The organism is Streptomyces sp. HUAS MG91 (assembly GCF_040529335.1).
Taxonomy (GTDB): domain Bacteria; phylum Actinomycetota; class Actinomycetes; order Streptomycetales; family Streptomycetaceae; genus Streptomyces; species Streptomyces tabacisoli.
In genome coordinates, this window is record NZ_CP159534.1 from 1 (window position 1) to 26892 (window position 26892).

Consider the following 26892-nt stretch of genomic DNA (forward strand, 5'->3'; position numbering starts at 1 on the left):
GGGAATGGACGACAGCGAACCCCGCTATCTCCAAGTCAGGGTGACTGGAGAGCGGGAGCCTTTGAAAGTCCGTGGCCGTATTCCATACCGGGCTGAGGGATTGACCGACGAGGAGCGGCGGCGTTACTCCGATTCCGTGCTGCCTGTGGTTGTCGCGCAAGGGCTCCTCGACGCGATCGCGGCCTGTACGGCGGACGGCGGGCATTGGCTGCTCAGCTTTGAGGACAACTCTGCTTGTACAGAGGCGAGTTGGGTGCGTAGCGAGTTGGGCAAGAGCGGGTTGCCGCCACAGCGGCGTGCGTATGCAGGGCCTTCGGTTACCGCGAACACGACGGCGTCGGACTCTGTGCCCGGGGGCGCGGACGGATCGGAGACGATGCCGGCGGGCGATCGTGCGCTGCTTGCCCTGGGGTACGGACGAGACAGTCATCGCCGGCGGAGTCTGGATGAGCGGGAGCGGCAGCGGATGCTCGCCCAAGTTCCTGCGCACTGGCGCGTCCCCGGTAGGTCGTCCGCGGCACCCGGGATGGCGGGCAGTGGCAGTGACGTGGAGTACGAGGAGGACGTCGCGGCGAGTGATGAGCAGCGTTGCGGGGCCAGGCACGGAGGTCTTGGGCGGATCTGCGAACTTCGCGAGAACCATGTGGGGTTGCACCGTGGGCACAGCCCTGCCGGCGTCTTCGCGTGTTGGGAAGGCGACGCCGATGTCTATGACGACTGAGGGCTGGGCGATGCTCGCGCGTGGTTGGGCGGCGGCGGTCAGTGCGGTGAGGTGAGCTTGCTGAAGACCCAGCGAAGGACTTCTTGGTCGACGCGGGTGCGGCCGGTGCGTTTGAGGGCGGTGTGGGTGAGGGTGGTTAGGCGGGCCCAGTTGCGGAAGTTGCCGTGTGCGGCGCGGCTGTCGGCGTAGGTGATGTGGTCGGGGTCGGCGTCGGCCCAGATGGGGTGGTAGAGCGGGATCGTCTGGAGGATCTCGTTGGGGGTGAGGCGGGTGAAGCGCTGCCAGATGAAGATCCGGGAGGAGAGCATCGGTTCTCGGGTCAGTGTCTGGTGGCAGCCTTCGTCGCCGACGAAGATGGCGGCGAGCTGGGTGTAGGGGTCGTCCCAGAGGTAGCGGACGTATTCCAGCTGGTCGCTTTGGAGCCACTGGGCTTCGTCCAGGACGAGGGTGCGCGGGTGGGTGGCGAGTGCGGTTTTGAGGAGGTGGTCGAACTCGCTGGCATAGCGCGGGGGCGGGCCTGGTAAGTCGAGTGCGGTGTGGAGTTCGTGGCGCACGGCGCGGGTGGTGGCGCGGGCGTGGAAGGTGATGCGGCGGATGTCCTCGGTGGGTTCGAGGGCGCGCAGGCAGCTGGTGACGGCCATGGTCTTGCCGAAGCCGGCGCCGTCGTGGACGCACATCATCGCGCGGGCCTCGATGGTGTCGGTGAGGTTCTCCCGGGCGGTGAGCACGGCATGGGTGCTCACCAGGCGGGCGTCGGGCAGAGCGACGTACTGGTCGGTGGGGGCGGGTGGCAGGTGGCCGCCGGTCATGAGGTGTCTTCCTCACTGTGGGTGGGTGGTGCGGCGGGGCGGGTGCGGGCCTTGAGGGCGTCGGGGATGGCCCAGTCATCTGGTGGCGCGGCGGGTAGGATGAGGTCGGGCAGCGCTAGGTCGGGCAGCGCTAGGGACTGTTTCTCGGATCATGTGCGGAGCCAGATGATGAGGGCTGCGAGGGTGACGGTGCCGAGGTAGATGTAGGCCCGCTTTTCGTAGCGTGTGGCGACGCCGCGGAACCCTTTGAGGCGGTTGATGGCACGTTCCACGGTGTTGCGTTTCTTGTAGTGCTCGCTGTCGAACGCAGTGGGGCGCCCGCCGCGGGAGCCCCGATTGAGTCGGTGTCTCTGCTGGTCACGGCGTTCAGGGATGGTGTGCCGGATGCCGCGTCGTCGCAGGTAGCGGCGATTGTGGCGGGAGGTGTAGGCCTTGTCCGCCAGCACGTGGTCGGGCCGGGAGCGGGGGCGGCCAACTCCCGCTCTGGGCACGGAGATCTGCTGCAGGACGGGTTCGAGCTGTGGGCCGTCGCCGTAGTGACCCGGTGTCAGGATGAAGGCGAGGGGGCGGCATCGTCCGTCGGCGGCGAGGTGGATTTTGGTGGTGAATCCGCCGCGGGAACGTCCCAGGCAATCGCCGATGTGACCACCTCCGCCAGCCGGACGGCCAGTTTGTGCAGTACCGGATCGGCCTGACCCGTCCCCTGGGGAGCCCCTTTTTGAGGGGACGTCGGGGGTGGTGCTTTCCTGGCGCCGGCGGCGTGCTGGTGGGCTCGCACCGCGGTGGAGTCCACCGATACGTCCCAGTCGAATCGTTCGGTGGCATCTTCTGCGGCCTGGACCATCGACAGCAGCATCTGCCATGTTCCGTCCGCCGACCAGCGACGATGCCGTTTGCAGACCGTCTCCCACGGCCCGAACCGCTCCGGGAGGTCCCGCCATTGCACGCCCGTGCGGACCCGGTACAGCACCCCGTTGATCACTCCACCGGCCTCCACGCGTCCCGCCAAGCGGCAGGAACGACTCCAGCCGGTCCCACTCCGCATTCGTCAGATCCCCACGACCCATACAGCCAGCCTGACGCCAACACCCCTCCCGAGTCAGGAGATCCGAGAAACAGCCCCTAGTACAGAGAAGGGTAAAAGTCCGCGCGTCGACCCCCAAGGACGCGCAGATCGTCGGGTTCGCGCGACCGGTGGCGCGGCCGCGGACGGTGGTGTTGCAACTGCCTTACGGACACCGGCAGTTCACGCGTCCGCTGTCCGCAGCGCGGTCGCTGGAATTGGCGGCGCATGTGCGGCGGACCGGGCAGCGCGGCCGCGGGACCTTGGACGGAGCCGTGTACACGGCGTGCGTGCCGTCGGCGGCGGAGGTGAAGGCAGGCACTACGCGACACGTGACCACGGCCGTGCAGCGGGTGCGCCCCGATCTGCTGTGAGACCGCCACCCCGAGCGGGACCGTAGTTCAGGCGCCAGCCCACGGGTCGGCGGTCGACGGCGGCAGGTGGCGCAGGGCGGGCAGCGGGTTGCACACCTGACAGGGCTGCGGCGCCTTGTCGCCGCCGGAGGCCGCGAGGGCATCGCGCGCGGCGACGGCGTCGAGGGCGGTACGGCGGCCGCCGGCGCGGCTCGCGTACGACGTAGCCGGAGTCGGACGGCATGGGCTTCACCTTCACCAAGACGACCCCCGCGGCGACCCGCTCACGGCCGCATCACAGAGCGGCGAAACACAGCTCCCGGCCCTGGTGCACGCGTCACGCTCGTCTTCGTGAGCAACCCACTCAAGCGCCGCCCCAGACAAGAAGGCCGGCACACGCCCAACCTGTGGCCCGTGTGACTCGTCGCCCCCACCGCCCTGATACTCGTCGGCGCTCTCGCCTACGGCCTCTACCACGGCGCCGAAGCCCTCCTGGGATCCGAGAACACCGGCAAGAAGCCGGTCAGCGCCCAGGACGTCATCAAGACCACCGTCACCGTCCTCACTCTGATCGGTGCTGTCCTCGCCGCTCTGTACGCCTACCGCAAGCAGCTCCTCGACGAAGGCGCCTCCCACCGCGCCGATGCCACCCAACTCGCCGAGCGCTACGCCAAAGCCGCCGAACAGCTCGGCCACGACCAGGCCGCCGTACGACTCGCCGGCGTCTACGCGATGGCCCGCCTCGCCGACGACTGGCCCGAACAACGACAGGTCAGCGTCAATGTTCTCTGCGCCTATCTCCGCATGCCCTACACACCCGATCACACCGAACCCGGCTTCAAGCACGGCGAGCGAGAAGTCCGCCTCACTATCATCCGCACCATCCGCGACCACCTCCAAAACCCCACAACCCACACCACCTGGTGTGGACTTGACCTCGACTTCAACGGAGCCACCTTCGACGGCGGCGACTTCACCGGCTCGACGTTCTCCGGCGGCGCGGTCGACTTCAGCGGCACAACGTTCTCCGGGGCGCGGTCGACTTCGGCCGCTCGGTGTTCTCTGGCGGCACGGTCAGCTTCAGCGGCTCGGTATTCTCCGGCGGTACGGTCTACCTCGACGCGGCACGTATCCACTCCGCCAGCGTCATCGACTGGGGCCCTTTTCCCCCAATCGCCGTCAACGAGCCCTGACCATCACACGAGCGCCGAGTTCCGTCCAAGGTGGTCCTGCGATGATGCGGCGGGCGGAGCGGACTGGACCGGTGTGGCCGGGCTGGCAGTCGGCTGCGTTCAGGTGGTGCGGGATGCCCGAGACGCGATGGCCGGCCGGGCAACCGCACAGCACGCACGGCTCCGGAACGGCCAGCGCCTCGATGTCGTCCGCAGCTCAGCGGGTGGGGGCGAGGATGCCGGTGCCGGCGCTCTGGACGAAACAGGACCAGCCCTGTTCGCCCATGACGAGCGGCCGGGCTTCGCAGTCCTTGCTGTCGCGTACGGCCACGCTCCCCTCCCCCAGGAACGCCACCTCCACACAGGCCCCGCTGCCGTTGGACGCCTGTGCCGTGAACCAGTGAAGACTCTTCAGGTGCTCGGGACAGTCACGCATGCCATCTCCTCGGCGACACGTACCAAATACACGGGGAAGCACGGGCGGTATGACGCTTGATCGCGGGGTCGAACGCGCGGTGAATCCACCCCCTGCCCTGCGGGAACAGGATGAGTGCACCCGCCGATTCCGGCGGGTGCACCCATGCTGTGGGTGAAGCAGTTCAGCCGCGGACGATGTTCTCGGCCTGCGGGCCCTTCTGGCCCTGGGTGACGTCGAAGGTGACCTTCTCGCCCTCTTGGAGCTCGCGGAAGCCGCCGCCGGAGATGTTGGAGTAGTGGGCGAATACGTCGGGGCCGCCCCCGTCCTGCTCGATGAAGCCGAAGCCCTTTTCGCTGTTGAACCACTTCACGGTGCCGCTGGCCATAATGCAATCCTTCACATCATCCGAGTCCGCCCGGAGCGGAGCGACTCGGTTTCCACGAGCACTCCCCTCTGTAGTGCTTCACCAGCCATCTTGCCCCACGAGTCCCAGCGATGCCCTGGGCTGTCACAGGCGGCAACGTCCCGGGCAGTAGAGCCTGCTGCCCGGGGGTGGATCCGCCGGATCCGGGGGAATTCTGGCGCCGGAGGACGAGAAGCAGCGTCGGCACGAGGACCAGGGCCAAGGGCCTCTCGCCGGGGGATGCCGAGTAGAGGGTGGAACTGCTGGTGAACCGACTCGCCGTGTACTGCCGCGGCGCCGTCGGCAAAAACCCGGACACCCGGCCTGATACCGCCCTATCGTGACGGCTCGATCCGGCAACTGGGGAGGACGACGGATGACCGTCGACGGTTTCAAATTGCTCGCTGACGCGCACGACTATCTGCTGACCGCCGCGCGGGGGGTACCCGGCGGGGCCTGGGGGGATCCGACACCGTGCTCGGAATGGACGGTGCGTCAGGTACTCAACCACGCGAGACTCGACCAGCAGGCGTTGACCATGCAGATCACGGACGCGCCGCCCACGGGCGACCCGTTCGAACCCGAGGACGCGCTGGCCGACGACCCGGTCGCGGAACTGGCGGACGTGCTGGCTGCGGCCGCTACCGCATGGGAGTCGGGGCGGGACGCCGAGAGCGTGCCCACCCCGATGGGCCCGATGCCGGCCGGGGCCGGCGCCGCCGCCGCGGCGCTCGACGCCGCAATCCACGCCTGGGACATCGCGAAGGCCACCGGTCAGGACCTGCCGCTGACCGACGAGATGGCCCAGGCGCTGGAGGAGATCGTGTCGCGGCTCGTCGACTTCGTGCGCGACTCGTTCGGCAAGTACGCGCCGCCGGTGGCCGTCGCACAGAGCGCGAGCCGCGCGGAGCGGCTCCTCGCGTTCACCGGGCGCGACCCGCATTGGTCCCGCTGACCCGACACTGGGCGCGGCGCCCCGGCAGGACGGTGTCCCGCTGACACTTCAGCCTGGGGGCTGCAGTCAGGTCGTCTTGGGCGCCGCAGGACAGGTCGCCGGGTGGGCTGTGCTGCGTGCCGACGTCATCGGCGCCGGGGTGTTCGCCCGGGGCGGTGTGTGCTGCCGGGCCTGGTCGAGGGCTGCTTCCAGGGCGCGCCTTGTTCCCGGCAGAGGAACCATCCGCCAGCCGAACTCCCTGAGCCACGGCCGCAGACCCGCAGGGGTCAGGGCTGAGGCCGCGATCAGCAGACCGCACGCCCCGGGGAAAACGCGGGCCAGTTCGGCGCAGCAGAATCGCCCGGACGCGGGGAGGCGGGACCGGGTGCACCTCACCTGCCGGGAACCGCTGCGGCCGCGCAACACCGCGCGAGGCAACGCCATGGGCACCGTTCGCCAGGCAGCGCAGCGCGCTCAGTCGGTTAGGGGATCGGGCTCGTGTTCGTCGGGTTCAGGTTCGGGCGATAGGTGACATACGGCCAGCCCGACGGCCTCGCGCGGCGTGGCGAACAGGCCGAGGTTCGGGGTCAGGAAGCCTGTGCCGACCCCATACGTAAGTACGTGGCGAAGTACGGCTCTGGACGGCTCTCGGGGGCCGCTTAGTTTCGTATTCGTAGGGGAAAACCCTCCCTGCGCCCAGGAGTTGGAGTCGGGGGCGGCTCAGGGGCGGTCCCCGATGTGCGGGGTGCGCGCCCGGCGCGAGGCTCATGGGTATGACCACGAAGTCCCGCACATTCCGCAAGACCCGTCTCGGGCGCGTCCTGATCGTGCTCGGCTCGCTCGTCGTCATCCTCGCCCTCGTGATCGGCGGCGGGGTGCTGTGGCTGTGGAGCGACGCGAAGGTGAGCGCCGCGGGCGAGGACACGTTCCGCAATGAGCTGGCGGTGCCGCCGCTCGCGCCGTCCCGCGTCGACAACAGGACCGGGCGACGCGTTTTCGACCTTCGGGCGCAGAGCGGCGAGACGGAGTTCAGGCCCGGGCGGAAGACGCCGACCGCGGGCTTCAACGGGAACTATCTCGGCCCGACCCTGCGGGCGAAGCGCGGCGAGAAGGTCGAGGTACGGATCCGCAACGGGCTCGACGAGGCGTCCACCGTGCACTGGCACGGTATGCATCTGCCGGCCCGGATGGACGGCGGCCCGCACCGGATGATCGGGCCGGGCGGGAGTTGGTCACCGCACTGGACCGTTGGCCAGCCCGCCGCCACCCTCTGGTACCACCCCCACCCGCATGGGGAGACCGAGAGCCAGGTACGGCGCGGGCTCGCCGGGATGTTCCTGGTCGACGACGACCGCAGCGAGCGGCTCGCGCTGCCCCGGCGGTACGGGGTCGACGATCTGCCAGTGATCGTGCAGGACGTGCGGTTCGACGGAGCGAAGCTCGCTTTCGGGCACAAACTCATGCAGAACGTGGGCTTCCTGGGCGACCGCACGATGGTCAACGGCACCCTCGACCCGTATGCCGTCGTACACGACGAGCGCGTACGGCTGCGCCTGCTCAACGCCTCGACCGCGCGGACGTACCGCTTCGGCTTCACCGACGGGCGCGGGTTCGCGCTGGTGGGGACGGACGGCGGGCTGCTCGGCAGGCCGGCCGCGATGAACCGGATCCAGTTGTCGCCCGGTGAACGCGCGGAGATCGTCGTGCGGATGCGTCCCGGGGACCGGACCGTGCTGCGCAGCTACCCGCAGGGCAACTACGGGGACGCGTGGCAGAGCCGGTTCAACGGTGGTGACGACACCTTCGACGTCCTCCAGCTACGGGCGGCGGACACGCTGCGCCCCTCCCCTAGCCTCCCCTCCCGCCTGGCCGGCCAAGAGCTGCCCGACCCCGCGGACGCGGTGCGCGAGCGGTACTTCGAGCTGCGCAAGAGCGGGATCAACGGGCGGAAGATGGCGATGGACCGGATCGACGAGACCGTGACCCGCGGCACCACCGAGGTGTGGACGGTGCACAACGGCAACGGGATGCCGCACAACTTCCACATCCACGACGTGCAATTCAGGATCGTGTCAGTGAACGGGCGCAAGCCTCCGGTGCAGTTGCGCGGCCGGAAGGACACGGTGTTCCTCCCGAACGGTACGACGATGAAGCTGGCGCTGCGCTTCAACGGCGGGCCCGAGTTCGCCGACCCGGGCACGCCCTACATGTTCCACTGCCACCTGCTCTACCACGAGGACGGCGGCATGATGGGACAATTCGTAGTGGTCGACAAGACACAACGGGCCGCCGCAACGATCACCGGTAATCACTCGCACCACTGAGCGCATTGCATCTGGGCGTTGACCTGGCCAGATGAAGGGTGAGGACGGCTCGGACAAGGTCGGTGATTCGGTTGCCGCTGCATCGGACCTTGCGGAGGACTCGCCAGCCCTTCAGTGTGGCGACGGCTTGTTCGCCGACGCAGCGGATCGTGGCGTGGTCGGTGTTGTGGCGGCGCTGCCACCGCTTGAGTTTCCGGCCGCGGATCGGCACTCGCATGTGTCGCCCCGCCGCCTGATACGCGCGGTCGGCCCAGGTCGTCAGCCCGGTGGTGCTCAGCGCCTCGATGATCCCCGTGGTGCGGGCGGCGGTCAGGTCGTGCGTGGCACCGTGCAGCGCGGGCGAGGCCCACAGCAGTTTGCCGTGTGGATCGGCGATGACCTGCACGTTCATTCCGTGGCGTTTGTGTTTCCCGGAGTAGTACGGGCGGTTGGCGGCTATCCGGTCGATCGGCAGGAGGTCGCCTGAGTGAGGCACTCGCCCCGTGAGCAGGGAACAACTGGGGGTAACGTGTCTGGCATGGATGACATCACGCAACGGGATATCGAGCAGCGGCAGATAGGTGATGCGTGGCGGCGGATCGAGTCTTGGCTGAGCGTGCATGCCCCAGGAACTCTTGACCGGCTAATAGATGGCGCTTCGGAGTCGCAACTCAGCTCTTTTGGGGGGTCCATAGGAGTGCGGATCCCGGTCGGACTGAAGGAATTGTGGAGGCAACGGGCGGGCTCTGGTCCGGATCTGATGATTCCATTCATGCCGGGCCCGTGCTTGCTGATGTCACTTGACGTTGCGCAACGGGTATATCAGCGGAAAATGGCAGCGCAAACGCGGCGGGGTTCAGCAGCGGAGCGAGTGAGTGACGGCCACGAGCCGGTGACGATCTGGCGGGCTGCCTGGATTCCGTTCGGCGCGAATGACGTTGATGCATTGTCCGGGCTGTTGCTGGATGCCGAGACCGGCAAGATTTGGGAATGGGACGAGACTCCGACGCGGACACTTCGGTATGACTCGCTGACGGAATACGTCGAGGAGATGGCCGACGTCCTTGAAGTGCCATCGCTGGCTGTCGGGGATCGGCCCGGCTTGATGGACGGTCAACTCTGGTGGGGGGAACCCGAGAATCCCTCCGAACGGGCTCAGTGGGAGCCCTTTACCGGGTGACGCGTGGGGTGACACCGAAGGCCACCCCACGCCTCGCGAGGGGCTAGCTGATCTTCTTCCAGGCGCAGGTGCTGGAGGTAGAGGTGCAGTGTTCGAAGCCGGGGTTGCTCAGGTAGAAGGCGTCGCCGTCCAGCATCCGCCATGAGGGTGCGGGGAGGTCCGTGAACGCCTGTTCATTCTGGGTTCCGGGTATGGTCGCGCGGCCGCACTTTTCTGCGGTCGAGGGGCCAGACTTGTCGGTTCGAGTATCGGCGAATATGCCGAAAGAGCTGCCGGAGGGGGCCGCGTAGAGTTGGGCGCACTCGTTGCCATCGGCCACCTGATACTTGTTTCCGGCGTCGGGGTAGCCGCCGCTCTCGTGCGTTGACGCCATCGAGAACTCGTCACATGTTGGTTCGCCCAGGGCTGCGTCGAGAGGGTGCCGCGTCCACGTTTTCGGGCACACCACGGCCCGACTGTCAGCCCTTGTCCACTTGTCGCCCTTGCTGTTTGTCTTGGTGGTGTCGGGGCCGAGGTAGTGCAGGGGGGCATCTCCGGTCCCGGGTGCACCGGTCATCCGGTGCTGCATGAACCAGTAGTAGGCGCCGGCTGCCGGATAGAGGTTCGTGTCGACCGTGTAGGTGGGCGTGTAGTACGGAAGCACGCACCCAGGCGTCTGGCTGCCCGTGCTCAGGTCGTCGCAGCGCACCTTGAGTTCATTGCCGCTGGTGCCGAAGTTGGCTTTCGCGGAGAGGTCGAGATCGACGTCGACTGCGGCGGTCATGTTCCAGGTGAGGTCGATGGTTTCCTTGCCGGTGCCGGTCCACTTGGTGGTGGTGCTGGCGACCTGAGTCTTGTCGACTTCGCTGTCCAGCCAGTAGCCCCCGGCGCTCGCGCCGGTCAGGTAGTCCTTCCAGGCCACCTGCGTGCTGGTGCAGTGGTCGCAGACCGTTCCCGCGTTCCACGTGAGGCGGACACCGAGCAGTTGCGGGTCGATGGAGGTGGGCGTGACGAAGAGCTGCTGGTCGAACTCCGCGAAGTCGCTGCCGCCGGCTGTCTTGTTCGGGTAGGCCTTCAACCGCTGCTGGAAGTTGAACGTGGCCATCCCGAAGGGCGGCTTGTCCTTGTCGCCACCGGAAGTGAAGATCAGCTCGGCGCTGCCGACGTCATTGAGGCAGGCGTCGTTCCTGGTGATGTAGTCGTGGCCCGACGGCTTGGCGGAGCACCAGGAGACGAGGTCCGGCACCGACGCCTTCGCTGAGAACAGAGACTTCTGGCTCTTCTGAGAGGCAGGGTGGAACTTGAGGCAGACCTGGCGGCCCTGGTCATCGGGCTTCGAACAGTTCTTTCCTCCGGACTTGCGGATCGCCAACGCGCCGGGGTCGCTGCGGAAGATCTCCTGCGGAGACTCCGCCACCGGGTCGATGCTCGAACTGGCCTGCGGTGCCGGGAACGTCGTGTAGGCCGCGATGCGGAACTTGGCCCACGGAGACCACTCCGTCTCGTACAGGTGGCCGTCGAACGCGGACGTGTGGAAGGTGTAGGTGACGCCCGGCTTCAGCTTGCCGGCCGGAACGGTGACCTCGGCCGTCTTGCCGGAGGCCACGGCAGGAGAGACGAGAACGCCGTACTGGTCATCGACCAGCTTGACCTTGTCCTTCGCCTTGCCATTGGCGTCAGTCGTCCAGACCTCGAAGGTCTCGGTGCTCTTGTCGCCGTCCGCGTCGCTGACGGTATTGCGCAGCACCGTCTCCGGGCTGGTGACGCTCCATATCCCGCTGGCCTGCTTGAACTCAGGCCCGGCCTGTGGATTCTGGCCGGACACCGGCCTGCTGTTGGCCGCTGCGGCGCGCGTCTCGGGGCCTGACGCGGCAAGGCGGGAAGGAGCCGCGTTCGGGTCGGCGCTCACGTCGGACCCAGAGGCAGCCAGAGCCGGACTGGAACCGAGAAGGAGAGCGAGAACGGCACCTACGGCCGCCCTGCGCACGAACGTGCTCATGTGTCTGTGTCTCAACCCAGGTCTCCTCACGATGAGGCGAGTGTGCGGTCCTCGCCGCCAGCCGTTCTATGCGGGTTGAGGGGACGGCAGCAATACCACTACGTGCCCAATGCACCTATTGATGCTGTGTGTTAGCTGTGACTGATGTCATGGTTGTGCGACACCTTGTGACCTTCCAGTGCAGATCCTGTGACCAAATCGCTTGACGCTACGTCCTGTTGCACTCAACGCAACGTAACTGCCGCGGTCGACGTACGCCTCGACTACGCGGGGATCCGCCACGCCTTCGGCGGCGACTGGGCTTCACGCCTGACCCTGCGCAGGTTGCCCGCGTGCGTCCTCGTCGAAGGAGCCGAGGGCGCGAAGGGAGCCAAGGGGGCCAAGAGCGCGAAGGGCTGCGGCACGGGTGAGGAACTGGCCGGCGTCGTCAACGACACCGAGGCGGGCACCCTAACTGCGGCCGTGCCGCTGAGCGAGCCCACCGACGCCCCGGACGGTGATCCCGTCACCGCTGCTCCCCGCACCGCCCGTTCGGCTACCGGCCTGTCCGCGGCCGACGGCACGGTGCTTCTGGCTGCGACCGCGACGACCGACGGGGCCGCGGGCGACTTCGGTGCCACCTCACTGGCCCCCTCCTCGACCTGGTCGGCGGGGGGTTCCAACGGCGGTTTCTCGTGGTCGTACGACCTCGACACACCGGACGTGCCCGGCGGAGCGCAGCCGGAACTCTCCCTTGGCTACAACTCGCAATCCGTGGACGGCCGCACGGCCGCGACCAACAACCAGTCGAACTGGATCGGCGACGGCTGGTCGATGGAGCCCGGCTACATCGAGCGCCGCTACATCTCCTGCGCGGACGACGCCAAGGACGGCAACGGCACCGACAAGAGCGGCGACCAGTGCTGGAAGAGCGACAACGCGGTCCTCAACCTGGGCGGCCAGTCCAACGTTCTGGTCAAGGACGACAAGACCGGCGACTGGCACCTGGAGAGCGACGACGGCACCAAGGTCGACAAGCTCGCCAGTACGAACCGCGGCAACGGTGACGACGACGGCGAGTACTGGCGGGTGACCACCCCGGACGGCACCCGCTACTACTTCGGCTACAACCGCCTGCCGGGCTGGACCGAGGGCAAGGCGGAGACCAACTCCACGTGGACGGTGCCGGTCTTCGGCAACCAGAAGGGCGAGCCCTGCCACGCCGACGCTTACAAGGACTCGTGGTGCAAGCAGGCGTGGCGCTGGAACCTCGACTACGTCGTGGACCCGCACTCCGACGCCATGGCCTACTACTGGAACAAGGAGACCAACTACTACGGCCGCAACGTCAACCCGGACACCGGCGCGTCCACCGCTACCGGCTACGACCGGGGCGGCTGGCTCGACCACATCGACTACGGGCTGCGCTCGAACACGATGTACGCCAAGAAGGCCGCCGCGAAGGTGACCTTCACGACGGCCGAGCGGTGCCTGAGCGACTGCGCCACCTTCGACAAGACGCACGCGAAGAACTGGCCCGACGTTCCCTTCGACCAGTACTGCAAGGCGGGCGAGGAGTGCAAGGACCGCTACTCGCCGTCCTTCTGGACGCGTAAGCGCCTCACGAAGATCGACACATCGGTCCTGGTCGGCGACGCCTACGCACCCGTGGACTCCTGGGCGCTGGCGCACCAGTTCCCCTCGACGGGAGACGGTTCCTCGCCCGCGCTGTGGCTGGCCTCGATCCAGCACACCGGGCACACCGGCACCGGCGACGTCGCCCTGCCCAAGGTGACGTTCAAGGGCCAGCAGCTCGCCAACCGCGTCGAGGGCGCCACCACCGGCGGCCGCCCCGACCCCGTGCCACCGCTGGTGCGTTACCGCGTCTACGCCGTGAACACCGAGTCGGGCTCGACGGTCGGCGTCACCTACTCCGCCCCCGACTGCAAGCCGGGCAGCATGCCCGAGCCGGAGTCCAACACCCGGCGCTGCTATCCGGTGATGTGGTCCCCGCCGGACGCCCCGGCCGCCGACTACGAGCCCTACCTGGACTGGTTCCACTCCTACGTCGTCACGCAGGTGCTGGAGAGCGACAACACCGGTGGCGCCCCGGTCAAGGAGACCGACTACAGCTACCTCGACGGGCTCGCCTGGGCCAAGGAGCAGGGCGACGAGTTCACCAAGGCCAAGCACCTCACCTACGGCGACCGCAAGGGCTACGGTCGCGTCCAGGTCCGCACCGGAGCCCCGGCCGAGGGCAAACAGACCCTCACCGAGTACCGCTACTTCCGAGGCATCACAGGCGCCAAGGTCACGGACCACGAGGGCACTTCGGTCACCGACCACCCCGCGTTCGCCAGGATGACCCGCGAGGAAGCCACGTACAACGGCGACGGCGGCACCCTGGAGTCCACCGTCAGCCACACCCCGTGGCGCTCGGCGGCCACCGCGACACACGCCCGCACCGGACTGCCCAAGCAGTACGCCTACGCGACCGGGGACGGGTCGGAGACCAACCGGACCTCGCTGGGCGACGGCAAGTGGCGCACCACGCGCACCGACCGCACCTTCGACGCAAACGGCCAGGTGCTGACCGAGTCCGCACTCGGTGACACGGACAAGTCCGGCGACGAGGAGTGCACCACCACCTCGTACGCGAAGAACGCCGACCGGAACATCCTCACCCTTGTCAAGGAGGCCAGGACCACGGCGGTCGCCTGCGGCACGCCCCCGTCCCTGCCCGCCGATCTGGTGTCCGTCGAGCGCCATTACTACGACGACGCCGACGGTCTCGACACCGCGCCCGTCAAGGGCGACGTGACGCGCCTGGACGAACAGGACGACAAGGGCACCGGCTACCTCACCACCGCGACCCACACCTACGACCAGCACGGCCGTGAGCTGACCGAGACCGACGCGGACGGCAAGACGAGCAGGACCGCCTACAGCCCGGCGACCCTGACCGCACCGATCTCCGTCACCGAGACCGACGCGCTCGGCCACACCACGACCACCACCTACGACCCCGCGCGCGCCCTCGCGACAGCCGTCGTGGACCCCAATGGCAAGCGGGCCGACGCCGAGTACGACGGTCTGGGCCGCGCGGTACGCTCCTGGACCCCGAGTTGGCCCAAGAGCGCCCACGCAGGACAGCCCGCCGCCGAGTACGCCTACACCGTGTCGGCCACCGCCGCCAACGTGATCGCCACCAAGGCACTCCAGTACGACGGTTCCTACGCCACCACCTACGAGATCCTCGACGGTCTGCTGCGCCCGCGCGAGACGCAGACCTGGGCGCTGGGCACCAAGGACCGCCTGGTCACCGAAACGTTGTACGACACCCGGGGCAACACCTGGAAGACGTACGACTCGTACTACGCCGAGGGCGCTCCTTCCGCGCAGCTGACCAGCGCTCCCGACAACAAGATCCCGTCCATGACGGAGAACGTCCACGACGGCCTGAACCGGGTGACCGCGGCGATATCGCGCACCTACGGCGACGAGACCTGGCGCACCCGTACCGAATACGCAGGTGACCGCACCACCGTGATCCCGCCCTCCGGCGGGAAGGCGACCACGACGGTCACCGACGCCCTCGGCCGCACCAGCGAACTGCTCGAGTACACCGACACGGCCCGCACCGCCTCGCAGAAGACCACGTACACCTACGGCAAGTACGACGAGCCGGTGAAGGTCACCGACCCGGCCGGCAACGCTTGGACATACACCTTCGACGCGCGCGGTCAGCAGACCCGCGCCGACGACCCGGACAAGGGCGTCACCACCACCACGTACGACAAGCTCGGCCGCGCCTCGACGGTCACCGACGCGCGCGGGACCACGCTCACCAGCAGCTACGACGCGCTCGGCCGTGAGACGGCCCTGAAGAAGGGAAGCACGACCCTCACCGAGCACACCTACGACACGGTCGCCAAGGGCCAGCCCGCCACCAGCACCCGCTACGTGGACGGCAAGGCGTACACCAGCGGTGTCACGGCCTACAACGACGCCTATCAGCCCACCGCCAGCACCGTCACCATCCCCGCCGAGGCCGGTTCCGTCGCCGGGACCTACGGCTACAACAAGTACACGGGCCAGCAGGAGTGGCTGAAGCAGCCGGCCGTCGGCAACCTCCCCAGTGAGCGCGTCACCACGGTCTACGGACCGGGCAACCAGCCGTTGAAGACCACGGCCGGAGCGATCGTCCTCGTCGGCAACAGCGTGTACGACGTGTGGGCGCGCCCCACCCGTACCGAGTACGGCACGCTGGGCAAGAAGGTCTACCGCAGCCGGGCCTACGACCTCCAGACCGGTCGCCTCACCCGGCAGACCACCGACCGCGACCTGGCGCCCCAGCGTATCGACGACTCCACCTGGAGCTACGACGACGCCGGGAACATCACCGGGCTGACCACCGCCTCGGGCCAGGACGCGAGCCGTACCGTGGACACCCAGTGCTTCACACAGGACGCGCTCGGCCGCCTCACCGAGGCGTGGACCGCGGCAAAGGACTGCGCGGCGAAACCGTCCGCGAGCACCGTCGGCGGACCGTCCGCCTACTGGCAGTCCTTCACCTACGACGCCCTCGGGAACCGCACCCGGCAGACCGACCATGGCACGAGGGCCCTCGCGGGCGCCGACGCCACGACCACGTACACCCAGCCCGCGGCGGGCAAGCCGCTCCCGCACGCCGTGCAGAGCGCGACCGTGAAGGGCGGCGCGAACGACGGCCGCGAGGACAGCTTCGGCTACGACGCGGCCGGCAATACGACGGACCGCACGGTGGACGGCCGCCAGCAGAAGCTCGCCTGGGACGACGAGGGAGCCCTCAAGTCCCTGACCGAGAATGGCAAGAGCACCAGCTACGTCTACGATGCCGACGGCAACCGTCTCCTGTCCCACGAGGCCGACGGCAGTACGACACTGACGCTGCCCGGCGACAACCAGCTCACCGTCACCGCGGCCGGCGTCAAGGAGGCCACCCGCTACTACAAGCACGGCGACGAAACCGTGGCGATGCGAGGCAGCAAGGGTTTCTCCTTCCTGATCAACGACCACCAGGGCACGGCGATGACCGCCGTGGCGGCCGGCACGCTGGTCGTCACCCGGCGCAAGCAGCTCCCCTTCGGGCAGCTGCGCTCGGAGGAGAGCGACGAACTCCCCGGCCCTCGGGGCTTCGTGGGCGGCACCACCGATCCGACCGGCCTCACCCACCTGGGCGCGCGCGAATACGACCCGTCCCTGGGCCGCTTCCTCTCCGTCGACCCGGTCATCCAGACGGACGAGCCGGCGCAGATGAACGCGTACTCGTACGCCCACAACAGCCCGATCAGCCAATCGGACCCGGACGGACTGCGGCCCCTGGGTCCCACGGACGGCGGCCAGAGCACGGACGACCGCTGGGCGGCGGACCGGGGCATGAACGCGGGCTACGTCTACAAGAACGGAAAATGGGTCTGGAAGCAGACGCCGAAGAAGGACAAGACGTCCAGGAAGAAGTACGCGGCGTACCGAGCCAATCCGGCCCACTACATGATCGACGACGGTCATGCCAAGGCCCAGCAGCGCAAGTGGGCGGCGGACCGCCGCAAGGCAGAGGCGGCACGTCAGGCGGCACAGGCCATCAAGCGTGCCCAGGCGGAGCTCCGTAAGAAGGACGGCATCTTCGGCAACATCATGAAGGGCAACTGGGGCGCCGCCTGGGACAACACCAAAAGCTCAAGTCTCGGATCGTGGGTCGGCGACCACTGGGACGACATCAAGACCTACTCCACGCTGGTCGGTTTCGGGGTGTGCATCGTCGCCTCGGCCGGAACCTGCATCGTGGTCGGTGCGGGTATAGCCACGGCGAAGTTCCTCGGGGACGGCGTCGGCTACGGAAACTGGGACGTGGCCGCCTATTCCAAGGATCTGGCGTGGACAGCCGTCGGAGGGGGCAGCGGGGCGGTCTACGGCCGGCTGGCCGGCGGAGCGAAGAGCTGGGGCGCCGCCTACAGGGGCAACGCGATCGCCCGTGTTCCACGCGCCTACCGGACCAAGGTGCCGGGTGTTCGCGGCGTCGGCGGCGGAGCCAAGAGCTGGGTCACCGCTGACAACCCCAAGGGCGCCATCGACTGGGGAACCACCTACGGCAATATGAGCATCAACGCGGGATTCAACACAGGGTTCTGCGGCTCCGGGAACGCGAGCCTCGGAGCCTACCGCGGATACTGCTGACAAAAGCCGCCGCAGGGGCGAAGGAAGCACAGGTCCTCCTCCGCCCCTGCGGCGCTCCGTCACGCACACCGTACTCCCGGAACAGAAAAGGAAACGAGCACAGCGTGTCGAAGGAACGCGAGAACGAAATCCTGCGCAGGACATCGTTCACGATCCTGTCGTGGGTCGTCACCATCGGCTTCGGGTTGGTGGCAGTCGGCCTCGTCATCAGCCTCACTTACCACTTCGAAGGCGGGCCGACCGCCGGTTTGGCAGCCTGTCTCTTCGTCATCGCGCTCAGCCGACGCATCATGGGCTCGCACATCGTTCTGGGTTCCTCTGCCCTGACCGTCGTCAACCCACTGATCACCTTCACCGTGCCGTACGGTGCCGTGACGGAAGTGCGGGGCGGAGGCGGAGAAACCCTCAATCTCGTCACACGAGCGGGGGACGAGATCTACTGCACAGCATTCGGCGGGTCGATCATCGACCGGTTCGTGAGTTCAGCAGACCGCGCCTGCGAGCGCATCGAGCGGCAGATCAGGCGCGGACGCAAAGGCTCACGACAGGCCCCGGTGACGAAGAAGTTCACCGTCTCGTGGATCGCCGATGGCTGCGCCCTCGGTGCCGTGGTCTGCGCGGTCATGGCCGGCGTCCTTGGGGTCTGAAGCCCAGGCGTCGTCTCAGACGTCGGCAGCTTGAGAAGCTGTGCCAGAACCGGTGATCAGTGACGTTCCGTAAGAAGCCGCTTCTGAGAGGCATGCCGCCCTCGATCGGTTCGCCGAGTTCGCCGACGCCTGACTGAGTGTTTCGGCCTGTGGGGTGTGTTTGGTTCCGGGTCAGGTGCCGCGCCAGTTGGGGGTGGCTTCGCCGGTGAGGCGGCGGGCCATGAGGTCGATCATCGCGAGATGGATCATGGCTTCGGAGCGGTGGGCAAGGCGCTCGTAGTCGCGGGCGAGGCGGCGGTGCTGCATGAGCCAGCCGATGGTGCGCTCGATGGTCCAGCGTCGCGGGATGATGGTGGGCCCGCGGGTGTCGGGCGGGCGTTGGACGGGGTGGGCGTCGATGCCGAGGCGGGCGCCGTGGTCGATGGCGGTGGTGCGGTAGCCGGCGTCCACCCACGCTTTGGTGATGCGGGGGTGGGTGGCGGCGATGCGGGACAGCAGGGTCACGCCGGCCGCGGTGTCGGAGACGCTGGCGGCGGTGACCAGGACGGTCAGCAGCAGGCCGAGGGTGTCGCAGCCCAGGTGGCGCTTGCGTCCGATGATCCGTTTCCCGGCGTCGGCGCCCTGGTCGGCCAGGTGCACGTTGGCGGAGGTCTTGATGGTCTGTGAGTCGAGCACGCAGGCCGACGGCTCGGCGTCACGGCCCTCGCGTGCGCGGACCGGGCGCCGCAGCACGCCGGTGAGCTGGGCGAAGACGCCGTCGCGCTGCCAGCGGGCGAAGTAGCCGTAGACGGTGTTCCAGGGCGGGAAGTCGTGCGGCAGGTAGCGCCAGGCGATGCCGGTGCGGTCCACGTACAGGATCGCGTTCAGGATTTGGCGCAGGTCGTGCTCGGGCGGGCGGCCGATGTCCAGGGCGTGTCGGCGGCGCTCGGCTCGCCAGGCGGTGAGTACGGGTTCGATCAGTGCCCAGCGTTGGTCGGACAGGTCATTGGGATACCTGTCGTGCGGGTCCATGTTGCAGAAATACCGCGGTGGGCGCGGCCCGGCGAGGGGGCATCTGGCACCGGGGCGGGGTGATTTGGGAGGAGACGGAAGAGGTTGGGACGAAGCAGTCCTCGTCCGTCACAGACCACTCTCCTCTCCTCGTCCACCCCTCCCGGCTCACGCCATTGCCAGCAAAAAACCTGGCCAGACAGCCATGAAACAGCGCTAAACACTCAGTCAGACCACATCTCGGCAATACCCCTAATCCGGGAAGCGCTCGGGAGCGGCCTGCCACACCAGCCCCGCCTCGAGGAGCCTGTCGACGGCGAGGTCCAGGGTGCGCCGGTGCTGGACGAGATGCATTCGGACCCAAGTGCCCGTGCCACCGGCAGTGGGGATCATGCTGCCCCGCCCCACCACCACCCCGGCTTCCGCAGCGCGGCGACGGTACGTCTCGTCGCCGCCGCGCGGGGCCAAACCGGGGGGTACCCGGAACCGGAGGTAGGAGGTGCAGGTGCCGACCTGTACTGCTTCGGCAGGGTAACCAAGGTCGGCGCGCAGTCGGGCGGTGACATGCAGTCGGTGCCCGGCGCAGACGTGCCGCAGTCCGGCGACGAAGGCGTCACTGGCGGGGTCGGTCAGCCACGCGGCCATCGCCGCCTGGAGGGGCATGCCGGTGCCGAACGTGCGCTCCTGCGCGGTCTCGGCCAGTTCGGCCAGCAGGGCGGGGCGCGCGGTCAGGGCGCCGATGCCCCAGCCGTTGCAGTTGAACTGCTTGCCCATGGTCCGCACTGCGAGCCACGGTAAGTCGTCGCTGTCCCGGGTCTCGGCGGCAAGTAGGCCCAAGGCGTTGGTTGGCGTTCGTCCGGGGAGGACCACGGCGTAGTAGGCGTCGTCGAGCAGGACGGGCGCCCTGGCGGAGACTGCGGCCCGCAGAATGTCCCGCACCGTGTCCGTCGTCCACTCGACTCCGGTGGGGTTGTGCTGCGGGTTCAGCACGAGCAGGGCACGCGGGTGGCGTGCAAGCAACCCGCGCAGGACGGGCAGGTTGGGCTGTCCGCCGTCGTTCACTTCGAGGGGGTACGGGACGACGTGGTACCGGAGGGGGGCCATGACGCCGCCGTAGTCCCAGCCCGGGGCAGGCACCAGCACGGTGTCAGGTGGCACCGGCCTCCTGAGCAGCAGCCGGGCGAAGTCGTGCATCGCGGCACGCGTGCCCGCCTGGCTCACCGCTACCCCGGTCTCCCCGCACTCGGAGTCGCTCAGGTGATGGCTGCGCACGATGTACTCCTGCAGCGTCTCCCTCAGCAAGGGCAGACCGTAGGGAGAGAGCGTGTAGCCGTGCGCGTAGGACGGCACCGCTTTGTGCAGCGCCCTCACCAGGCCCGACGGCGGTCCCTGCCAGTTCTCGCCGAGACTCAGATAGACGAGGGACGAGGCGTTCGCGCCCCGGGAGGTGTAGCGACGAACGAGGTCGGCGTCCGGCGGGTTCGCCGGCAGGGGTCCCGTGTCCAGGACGTTGCGGGGATGCTCCATGCCGTCATCGCTCCTCGGTTCGGGGGAAGAGACGCCGTGTCAGGTCGAGCAACTGGTCTGCGGGCAGCCGGATTCCGAATTCCGCCAACGCGTGGGCGAGCGTCGAGGCGGTCAGCGTCAGGGTGGCGCGCATTCCGCCGCTGTCCTCGGAGAACTCGACTCCATGCAGATGCAGCCGACGGTCTGCGGTGGTCAGCTGCAGCAGCGGGGCCCGGCGAAGCATCGACCGGGGGTGGGTGGAAAGGAAATGGTGGGCCACGATAAAGTCCATGGGCTGCTGCGGCTCGAGCGTGAAGTGGTACAGCGCGGTCCATCCGGCCTCCAGCAGTGTCTCGACGGCCCAGAACGGCTCTCTGAGAGTACGGACCCGGAAGGTTCCCCCGGACTGCTCGGACACCGCGCCGTCGCTGAGGTCCAGAGGGTCGAGAAAGCCCCGGACGCCGAAGCCGACGTCACACAGCCAGTTGCCGTGTCCGTGCCGCACGCGCAGCGCCATATGTGTGCGAGGGCGCGGCCCTTCACCTCCCAGGAGCACACGCGCGGCGAGCCGGTCCACGTGAAAACCCTGTCGTTCCAGGACGCAGCCGAACAGCAGGTTGTGCTCGTGGCAGCAGCCGCCACGGGGCCGCCCGCACAGCTTGGCGACCACGGCAGCCGGATCGAGTGCGACGGGCACCCGAGTGACGAGATCGATGTTGTCAAAGGGGATGGTGCTGACATGCGCACGGTGCAGAAGACGCAGCGCGTGTTCGTCGGCGCCTACGGGCCACGCGGCGCCGTGCAGCCCGATGCGTCGGGCGTAGACGGCCAGATCTACGTGCTCACAGTTCCAGATGCTCGGCGGTCTGGACGATCGGGAGCTGTTCATGCGTCAATCCCCCTGGTCGAGAAGCCGGTTCGCGTGGTCAGCGAGAGCGAGCACCGTCAGGTCCGCCCCAGGCCTGGCATCCAGGAGAAGTCCGACGGGCAACCCGGTCGCGGTGCGGCCCGCCGGTACCGACACCGAGGGACTTCCGGTGACGGCCGCGACGGCGGTGTTGCGGATGTAGGTCAGGAACACCGATTCCTCGCCAGCCGGTCGGGGGACGCTGGTGCCCACGCCCCGGTGCGGGGCGGGCAGCACGGTCGCCGGGGACAACAACGCCTGGGCTCCCTCCCGGTCGAGCAGCTCCCGCAGCTGATCGGTCAAGGACGCCGCGTAACGCAGTGCCGTGGTGTACTCGGTTCGTCTCGGCCCGGCGTTCGCGAGCAGCGGCAGCAGATGCTCACGCACGTCCTCGCCCGCCACCGTACGCAGGACGTCGTCCGCGTACGGGGCGCCCGGGTGGCGCACGAGGTAGTCGTCAAGAGCGGCACGGGTCTCGTAGGCGGGCACGAGGGTCGCACTGTGGAGCACGTCCTGCCAGCGAAATCCCGGCACAGCACGCATCGTCAGCTGCCAGCCGTCGGCGCGCAGCCGGTCGCAGGCGGCGTGGCAGACTTCGTCCACCTCGGGGTCAAGGTCCTCCCACAAAGGTGCGGGCAGCACGGCGTGCGGCGGTCCAGCGAGGGGCGGATCGATGCGGGGCACCGGCGGCATGCCCGCGAGCACTCGGTCGAGCACCCGTACGTCCTGAACGTCGCGCGCGAGCACACCGACCGTGTCGCGGGTCTTGGAGACTCGCACCACGCCGTCCGCGGGGTAGCGGCCCTGAGTAGGCCGGAAGCCGACGATGCCGCACAACGCCGCCGGAATGCGGACCGAACCTCCGGTGTCGGTGCCGAGCCCGGCCGGCGCGAGCCGGCCGGCGACCGCGGCGGCGGTGCCTGAGCTGCTGCCGCCCGCGAGATGTCCGGGGGCGGCAGGGTTGAGGGCAGGCGGCCCCAGAGCGTGATGCCCGGTGATTCCGTAGGCCAGCTCGTGGAGAGCGGCTTTGCCCGCGAGACGCGCGCCCGCTCGCGCGCAGCGCAGCCAGGCTCGGCTGGAGAGGCGAGGGATGTTCCGAGCCAGCGAGGGGGTGCCTGCAGTGGTCGGAGTGCCGGCCACGTCGATGTTGTCCTTGACTGCGAGCAGTGCGCCCGCGAGTACTCCCTCATGTGCCGGGGGCGGCTCCGGGCAGTCGGGCGGGTCAACGTGAATGTAGGCGTTCAGAGCCATTCCCTGCCGGATTCGGCCGGCGAGGTATTCCATGTACGGGCCGGGGTCCAGGGTTCCGGCCCGCACCTGTGCCGTGACCTGCGCCACCGTCCACTCTTCGGGCGCGCTGCCCGCCCGGCTCACCTCGCGCCCGGGCGCGAGGCGGTGCCGGGCCCGGTGATCAGCTCAGGGTGCCGCGACGCGATGTAGGGGTGCAGGGTGTCCAAAGCGTTCCCGTATGCCTCGACAAAGGCATCCACTTGCTCAGGCTCAGTGAGAACGTGCTGACACAGCAGCCCGTGCGGGGCGGTGAGGAACCCTGCGTGTAGCAGACTGAGGTGGAGAAGCGCCCGAAGTTCGCGGCGGCCCTCTCGCAGACGCGCAGTGTCGGCCACGTCGCGCGGGGGCGTGGAGCCGAAGTGGACGTAGCTGAGTCCGCCCTCTCCGACCGCCCGGGCCGCAACGCCCACCGCGGCGGCCGCAGCCTCCGCTCCGCGGCGCAGCCGCTCGCCCAGACGGTCAAGATGGTCGATCTCGTCCTTGCCGAAGTGATCGAGTGCCGCGCTGCCCGCGGCCAGCGAGAGACTGTTCCCGCCGAACGCGCTGGCATGGTACGTGGGGCGGGGCCCGGCGGGGTCGAATTGGGACATGATGTCCTCGCGCCCACCGAAGACTCCCAGGGGCAGTCCACCACCGATGATCTTGCTGTGGGTGGTCAGGTCGGGTGTTACTCCGTGTTTGACCTGCCACGGCCCCAAACGCAAAGTGGCGCACTCGTCGAGGATGAGCAGGACGTCCGCCGCGCTGGTCAGACGGCGGAGCTCGGCGAGGTAGCCGGGCGCGGACGGAATGCCGCCGCCGACACCGAGGACCGGTTCCACGACGACCGCGGCGACCTGGTAGCCCAGTTGCTCCAGCACCGTCGCAACGACGGCAGCGTCGTTGTAGGGAACCACCACCACGTCGGCGGCGGTCGCCGGCGGGACGCCGGGCGCCAACTGCGGGTCAGACAGCCCCTCGAGTCGTGCCGGAGTGGTTCGGGACGGGCTGAAAAACGCGCTGACCTGCCCCCACTCGTGCGTGCCGTGGTATCCGCCGTCAATCTTTACGATCAGATCGCGTCCGGTGTATGCCCGTGCCGCGCGCACCGCCCACATGGTTGCCTCGGTGCCACTGTTGCAGTATCTGACGCGCTCCAGTGACGGGTTGAGGGAGCGCAGGCGCTCCGCGTGTTCGTACTGGACCGGGGTCGGACCTCCCGGCGCGGTACCGCGCGCCACCTGCGCCGCGACGGCCGCCACGATGGCAGGGTGGTTGTGTCCGTGGGCCAGCGCGCCGTAATTGGCGATCATGTCCTCATACCAGTTGCCGTCGACGTCCTGGACGCGCGTTCCTTCTCCACGTGCGAGAGCGAGCGGGTAGGGGGCGTACCAGGTCATCGAGCGGGTGTCACCTCCCGGCAAGGAGCGTGAGGCTCGCCGTGCCGCGGAGGCGGAGGCGGGAGTTAAGCGTTCGTAGGTGTCTCGGATTCTTTGGGCCATGTCCGGGTGCTGCATGCCGACTCCTGGTGTCGAAGTGTGGTCGGTCAGGGCTGGGCGAAGGGAACGCGCGCCGCAGGGCAGCCGACGTGGGGTGGGCCGCCGGCCAGAGCCGAACGGGCCTCCCACAGCTCAGGGAAGGCGCGCTCGTTGGCGACTCGGCGCAGCCAATCCACTCCTGCCGTACCACCGGTTCCGGGCTTGGACCCGATGACCCGCTCCACGGTGAGCAGGTGCAGCAGTCGCCATCTGCCGAAGGCCTGGGCTAGATCCATCAACGACTCCGCCCACCGCAGGATCTCGCTGGAGACGGTCTCCCCCTGGTGGATCGCGGCCCAGGCCGCGCGCACCGCCTGCGTGTCCCGCTCGGGATCAATGGCCGCCTGCTCAAGCCGTCCCAGGCGGACCAGGACTGCGAGGGCATCGTCGTAAACACTGGCGTCGTGCAAGGCGCGGTGGACCTCGATCTCGGCAGCGGGCACACCCCGGTAGGCCTGCGCCATCGACGGGGAGGACAGGCCTAGCGTGAACTCGAGCGTCCGATACTTGTAGGAGCCAAGGCCGGACGCCTCACCCAGCGCGTCGCGGAACGAGTGGAACTCCGCGGGGGACAACGTGGACAACAGGTCCCAGAACTCGGAGAGCAGCCGCATGCCGGCGGTGCCGCGGCGCAGGTGCCACGTCGAGCGTCCCAGGTCATCAGCAGCCATGGCCTCCTGGCAGGCGCGCATCTCTCCGAGGACCAACGCGAAGAGGAGTTCCTTGGACTGTCCTGCCAGATAGAAGGAGGACTCGGCGGGCTGGTCGGTGCGCGGCTGATGCAAGGCGTGCAGCAGCGTGATGCTCTGATAGTCGATGTAGGGCTGGCCCGATTCAACGGGAAGCCTCGGTGCGCTGTCGTACAGCTTGCGAAAGGCGTCCGACACCTTCCTTTCTCCGTTGTACCGGTCTCCGAACCTCTTTCGGTACTCCTCGAAAAGCGAAGGATCCGAATGGAGGAAGAGGATGTCATGAAAAGCCATGTAACGAATGGCCACCAGAGGAATGGGCGAGCGGGAGACGGCGAAGGAAGGCCGCCAGAACGCCGGCTCAGGGCAGTTGGGGTGGAACTGGCCAATCATCAAGCCTCGGCGTGCCGCTTCCTGCCGCAACCGCGCCTGTGCCGCGTCGAGCAGTCGCCAGCGGTGTTCGGGCAGCCCCTCCACCACCGTGACGAGTGCGGCAAGGGACTCCCTCCCTTCGGGTACCAGAAGTCCTGCGAAGTGGTCCAGCTGGTCCCGCAGCCCCTCCACCAGTTCGTCCGCGGTGTCCTCGTGGCTCGCGTGGAGGGTCTGCGTGTAAATCGTTCCCGCCTCATGAGCGGGGCCCACGAAAGGGCACACGGGCCCCCTGCGCCCTAGTTCGCTGTGCTCCCTGGTTAGGTATTCGTTCATCCATCGTTCGGCGGCGAGTTTGTTTTCAGGTGATGTCTCACGCAATTCCATCCAGGCACTTCCATGCAGTGAGTGCGTCTTTCCCTACTGGGCCCGTCTTCACTCGGGTGCCCCTGCACCAAGCGAGGCAAACGACTATTTGTTCAATATCAATCAATTCGCACAGCGTGTCGAAACAAGAAGAACTCATTGCGCGGGAGTATCTCCTGTTACATTCCGACGCGTCGTGTTCGATCGCGGCAGTCTGAGGTTCCGGCTGCAGGGCTTGTCGAACGGTTGGCGCCGGACGATCTGTGGGCCTTGTTCCAGCGCGTGGTCCCGCCTGCCCCGGAACGGCCGCAAGGCGGAGGACATCGTCGCCGAGGGGACCGCGAGGTACGGGCCGCGATCATCCTCGTGGCCACCTCAGGATGCACCTGGAACCAACTACCCCCAGGCTTCGGCCTGGCGGGTGTGACCGCCTTTCGCCCGTGTGGACCGAGGCTCGGGACCCCTGCCGGGCGCCCACACCGGCCCAGGGCCCATCGCCAAGGTACTGGCCAAGCATCCGCGCCTACGCCTGATCGTCGCCCACATGGGCATGCCCGAGTACGAAGCGTTCCTTGACCTCGCCGATCGCTACAGGCAGGTGCGGCTGGACACGACAATGACGTTCACCGACTACACGGAGGCATTCATGCCGTTTCCGCAAGAGTCGCTGTCTCGGCTCATCGATCTGGGCAACCGCATCCTGCTGGGATCCGACTACCCCAACATCCCCTATGCCTACGTGCATCAACTGCGTGCCTTGAGCCGGCTCGACCTGGGAACCACATGGCTCAGAGCAGTGTGTCATGACAACGCGGCACGAATGTTCGGGCTGATCAGGCGCGTATTCGGGCCAGGCGACACCCGTCTGACCCGGCCAGAGAGAAAACCGCCGTCCTCTTGAGGGACGCCTCGACTGACCGGCCCATCGCCGTCGCCGCCTTCTTGTACACGAACATCGGCGCGCCGGGCCCCGCGGCCGGCCTGTGACCATCCGTACGCGCACGGACATCGCAGTTCGAGGAGGAGATCGTGGATCAGTGTGCCGAGAACGGGCCGAGGACCATGTTCGAGTTGGGCGGCAA

The 26892-nt window shown here is 68.1% G+C and carries 16 protein-coding genes and 4 pseudogenes; 7 read left to right on the plus strand and 13 right to left on the minus strand.

The features are described 5' to 3' along the window. Positions 1-759: 759 nt before the first annotated feature. From ABII15_RS00005 to ABII15_RS00025, 5 genes and pseudogenes are all read right to left on the minus strand, one after another. Positions 760-1530, minus strand: coding sequence for an ATP-binding protein (locus ABII15_RS00005; protein WP_353940121.1), 771 nt, complete (start codon positions 1528-1530; stop codon positions 760-762). Between the two features lie 149 nt (positions 1531-1679). After that, a pseudogene (locus tag ABII15_RS00010) lies at positions 1680-2597 on the minus strand (IS5 family transposase). 604 nt (positions 2598-3201) lie between these two features. Continuing rightward, complete coding sequence (locus ABII15_RS00015; protein WP_353940122.1) at positions 3202-3846, minus strand: hypothetical protein; 645 nt, start codon at positions 3844-3846, stop codon at positions 3202-3204. Positions 3847-4335: 489 nt separating this feature from the next. Beyond that, complete coding sequence (locus tag ABII15_RS00020) at positions 4336-4554, minus strand: DUF397 domain-containing protein (protein ID WP_353940123.1); 219 nt, start codon at positions 4552-4554, stop codon at positions 4336-4338. Between the two features lie 163 nt (positions 4555-4717). Next, positions 4718-4921: a cold-shock protein gene (locus ABII15_RS00025; protein ID WP_164399610.1), complete on the minus strand. Its 204-nt coding sequence runs from the start codon at positions 4919-4921 to the stop codon at positions 4718-4720. A 394-nt stretch (positions 4922-5315) separates the two neighbouring features. Between ABII15_RS00025 and ABII15_RS00030 the strand changes: the two genes are divergently transcribed. Together ABII15_RS00030 and ABII15_RS00035 are read left to right on the plus strand one after the other, a co-directional pair. Beyond that, positions 5316-5894: a TIGR03086 family metal-binding protein gene (locus tag ABII15_RS00030; RefSeq protein ID WP_353940124.1), complete on the plus strand. Its 579-nt coding sequence runs from the start codon at positions 5316-5318 to the stop codon at positions 5892-5894. A gap of 752 nt (positions 5895-6646) precedes the next feature. Further along, entirely contained in the window at positions 6647-8197 is a 1551-nt protein-coding gene (locus ABII15_RS00035) for a multicopper oxidase domain-containing protein (RefSeq protein WP_353940125.1), read from the plus strand. Here ABII15_RS00035 and ABII15_RS00040 read toward each other — a convergent pair. Then, a pseudogene (locus ABII15_RS00040) lies at positions 8172-8654 on the minus strand (transposase family protein); the annotation flags it as partial. The gene ABII15_RS00035 and the pseudogene ABII15_RS00040 sit on opposite strands and share 26 nt — an antisense overlap. A gap of 60 nt (positions 8655-8714) precedes the next feature. Here ABII15_RS00040 and ABII15_RS00045 point away from each other — a divergent pair. Further along, on the plus strand, positions 8715-9356 hold the full coding sequence (locus ABII15_RS00045; protein WP_353940126.1) for an SMI1/KNR4 family protein: 642 nt from the start codon (positions 8715-8717) through the stop codon (positions 9354-9356). A gap of 43 nt (positions 9357-9399) precedes the next feature. On the opposite strand, the gene ABII15_RS00050 is transcribed toward ABII15_RS00045, so the two are convergent. Then, positions 9400-11334 (minus strand): hypothetical protein, encoded by a 1935-nt coding sequence (locus tag ABII15_RS00050; protein ID WP_353940127.1) that lies wholly within the window; start codon positions 11332-11334, stop codon positions 9400-9402. 189 nt (positions 11335-11523) lie between these two features. On the opposite strand from ABII15_RS00050, the gene ABII15_RS00055 reads away from it, so the two are divergent. Together ABII15_RS00055 and ABII15_RS00060 are read left to right on the plus strand one after the other, a co-directional pair. Continuing rightward, a complete protein-coding gene (locus ABII15_RS00055) occupies positions 11524-17529 on the plus strand; it encodes an RHS repeat-associated core domain-containing protein (RefSeq protein WP_353940128.1) in 6006 nt (2001 codons plus the stop codon). Between the two features lie 104 nt (positions 17530-17633). Continuing rightward, a complete protein-coding gene (locus ABII15_RS00060; RefSeq protein ID WP_353940129.1) occupies positions 17634-18176 on the plus strand; it encodes a hypothetical protein in 543 nt (180 codons plus the stop codon). A gap of 171 nt (positions 18177-18347) precedes the next feature. On the opposite strand, the gene ABII15_RS00065 is transcribed toward ABII15_RS00060, so the two are convergent. The 6 genes from ABII15_RS00065 to ABII15_RS00090 form a co-directional block, all read right to left on the minus strand. After that, positions 18348-19187, minus strand: coding sequence for an IS5 family transposase (locus ABII15_RS00065; RefSeq protein ID WP_353940130.1), 840 nt, complete (start codon positions 19185-19187; stop codon positions 18348-18350). Between the two features lie 231 nt (positions 19188-19418). Next, positions 19419-20693: a pyridoxal phosphate-dependent aminotransferase gene (locus ABII15_RS00070; protein ID WP_353940131.1), complete on the minus strand. Its 1275-nt coding sequence runs from the start codon at positions 20691-20693 to the stop codon at positions 19419-19421. A gap of 4 nt (positions 20694-20697) precedes the next feature. Then, positions 20698-21561 (minus strand): arylamine N-acetyltransferase, encoded by an 864-nt coding sequence (locus tag ABII15_RS00075; RefSeq protein ID WP_353940132.1) that lies wholly within the window; start codon positions 21559-21561, stop codon positions 20698-20700. Between the two features lie 3 nt (positions 21562-21564). After that, positions 21565-22917, minus strand: coding sequence for an amidase family protein (locus ABII15_RS00080; protein WP_353940133.1), 1353 nt, complete (start codon positions 22915-22917; stop codon positions 21565-21567). Positions 22918-22949: 32 nt separating this feature from the next. Beyond that, positions 22950-24248 carry an aminotransferase class III-fold pyridoxal phosphate-dependent enzyme gene (locus ABII15_RS00085; protein WP_353940134.1) on the minus strand — a complete coding sequence of 433 codons (1299 nt, stop codon included), beginning with the start codon at positions 24246-24248 and terminating at the stop codon, positions 22950-22952. Positions 24249-24394: 146 nt separating this feature from the next. Further along, entirely contained in the window at positions 24395-25831 is a 1437-nt protein-coding gene (locus ABII15_RS00090) for a tryptophan 2,3-dioxygenase family protein (RefSeq protein ID WP_353940135.1), read from the minus strand. Between the two features lie 162 nt (positions 25832-25993). Here ABII15_RS00090 and ABII15_RS00095 point away from each other — a divergent pair. Further along, positions 25994-26248: pseudogene (locus ABII15_RS00095) on the plus strand (transposase); the annotation flags it as partial. A 13-nt stretch (positions 26249-26261) separates the two neighbouring features. Further along, positions 26262-26711: pseudogene (locus tag ABII15_RS00100) on the plus strand (amidohydrolase family protein); the annotation flags it as partial. Positions 26712-26892 lie beyond the last annotated feature (181 nt).

Excerpts from the sequence above, each read along its gene's own strand:
- ABII15_RS00005 (WP_353940121.1), bottom strand. The coding sequence starts at position 1,530 with ATGACCGGCGGCCACCTGCCACCCGCCCCCACCGACCAGTACGTCGCT.
- ABII15_RS00020 (WP_353940123.1), bottom strand. The coding sequence starts at position 4,554 with ATGCGTGACTGTCCCGAGCACCTGAAGAGTCTTCACTGGTTCACGGCA.
- ABII15_RS00025 (WP_164399610.1), bottom strand. The coding sequence starts at position 4,921 with ATGGCCAGCGGCACCGTGAAGTGGTTCAACAGCGAAAAGGGCTTCGGC.
- ABII15_RS00030 (WP_353940124.1), top strand. The coding sequence starts at position 5,316 with ATGACCGTCGACGGTTTCAAATTGCTCGCTGACGCGCACGACTATCTG.
- ABII15_RS00035 (WP_353940125.1), top strand. The coding sequence starts at position 6,647 with ATGACCACGAAGTCCCGCACATTCCGCAAGACCCGTCTCGGGCGCGTC.
- ABII15_RS00045 (WP_353940126.1), top strand. The coding sequence starts at position 8,715 with ATGGATGACATCACGCAACGGGATATCGAGCAGCGGCAGATAGGTGAT.
- ABII15_RS00050 (WP_353940127.1), bottom strand. The coding sequence starts at position 11,334 with ATGAGCACGTTCGTGCGCAGGGCGGCCGTAGGTGCCGTTCTCGCTCTC.
- ABII15_RS00065 (WP_353940130.1), bottom strand. The coding sequence starts at position 19,187 with ATGGACCCGCACGACAGGTATCCCAATGACCTGTCCGACCAACGCTGG.
- ABII15_RS00070 (WP_353940131.1), bottom strand. The coding sequence starts at position 20,693 with ATGGAGCATCCCCGCAACGTCCTGGACACGGGACCCCTGCCGGCGAAC.
- ABII15_RS00075 (WP_353940132.1), bottom strand. The coding sequence starts at position 21,561 with ATGAACAGCTCCCGATCGTCCAGACCGCCGAGCATCTGGAACTGTGAG.
- ABII15_RS00085 (WP_353940134.1), bottom strand. The coding sequence starts at position 24,248 with ATGACCTGGTACGCCCCCTACCCGCTCGCTCTCGCACGTGGAGAAGGA.
- ABII15_RS00090 (WP_353940135.1), bottom strand. The coding sequence starts at position 25,831 with ATGGAATTGCGTGAGACATCACCTGAAAACAAACTCGCCGCCGAACGA.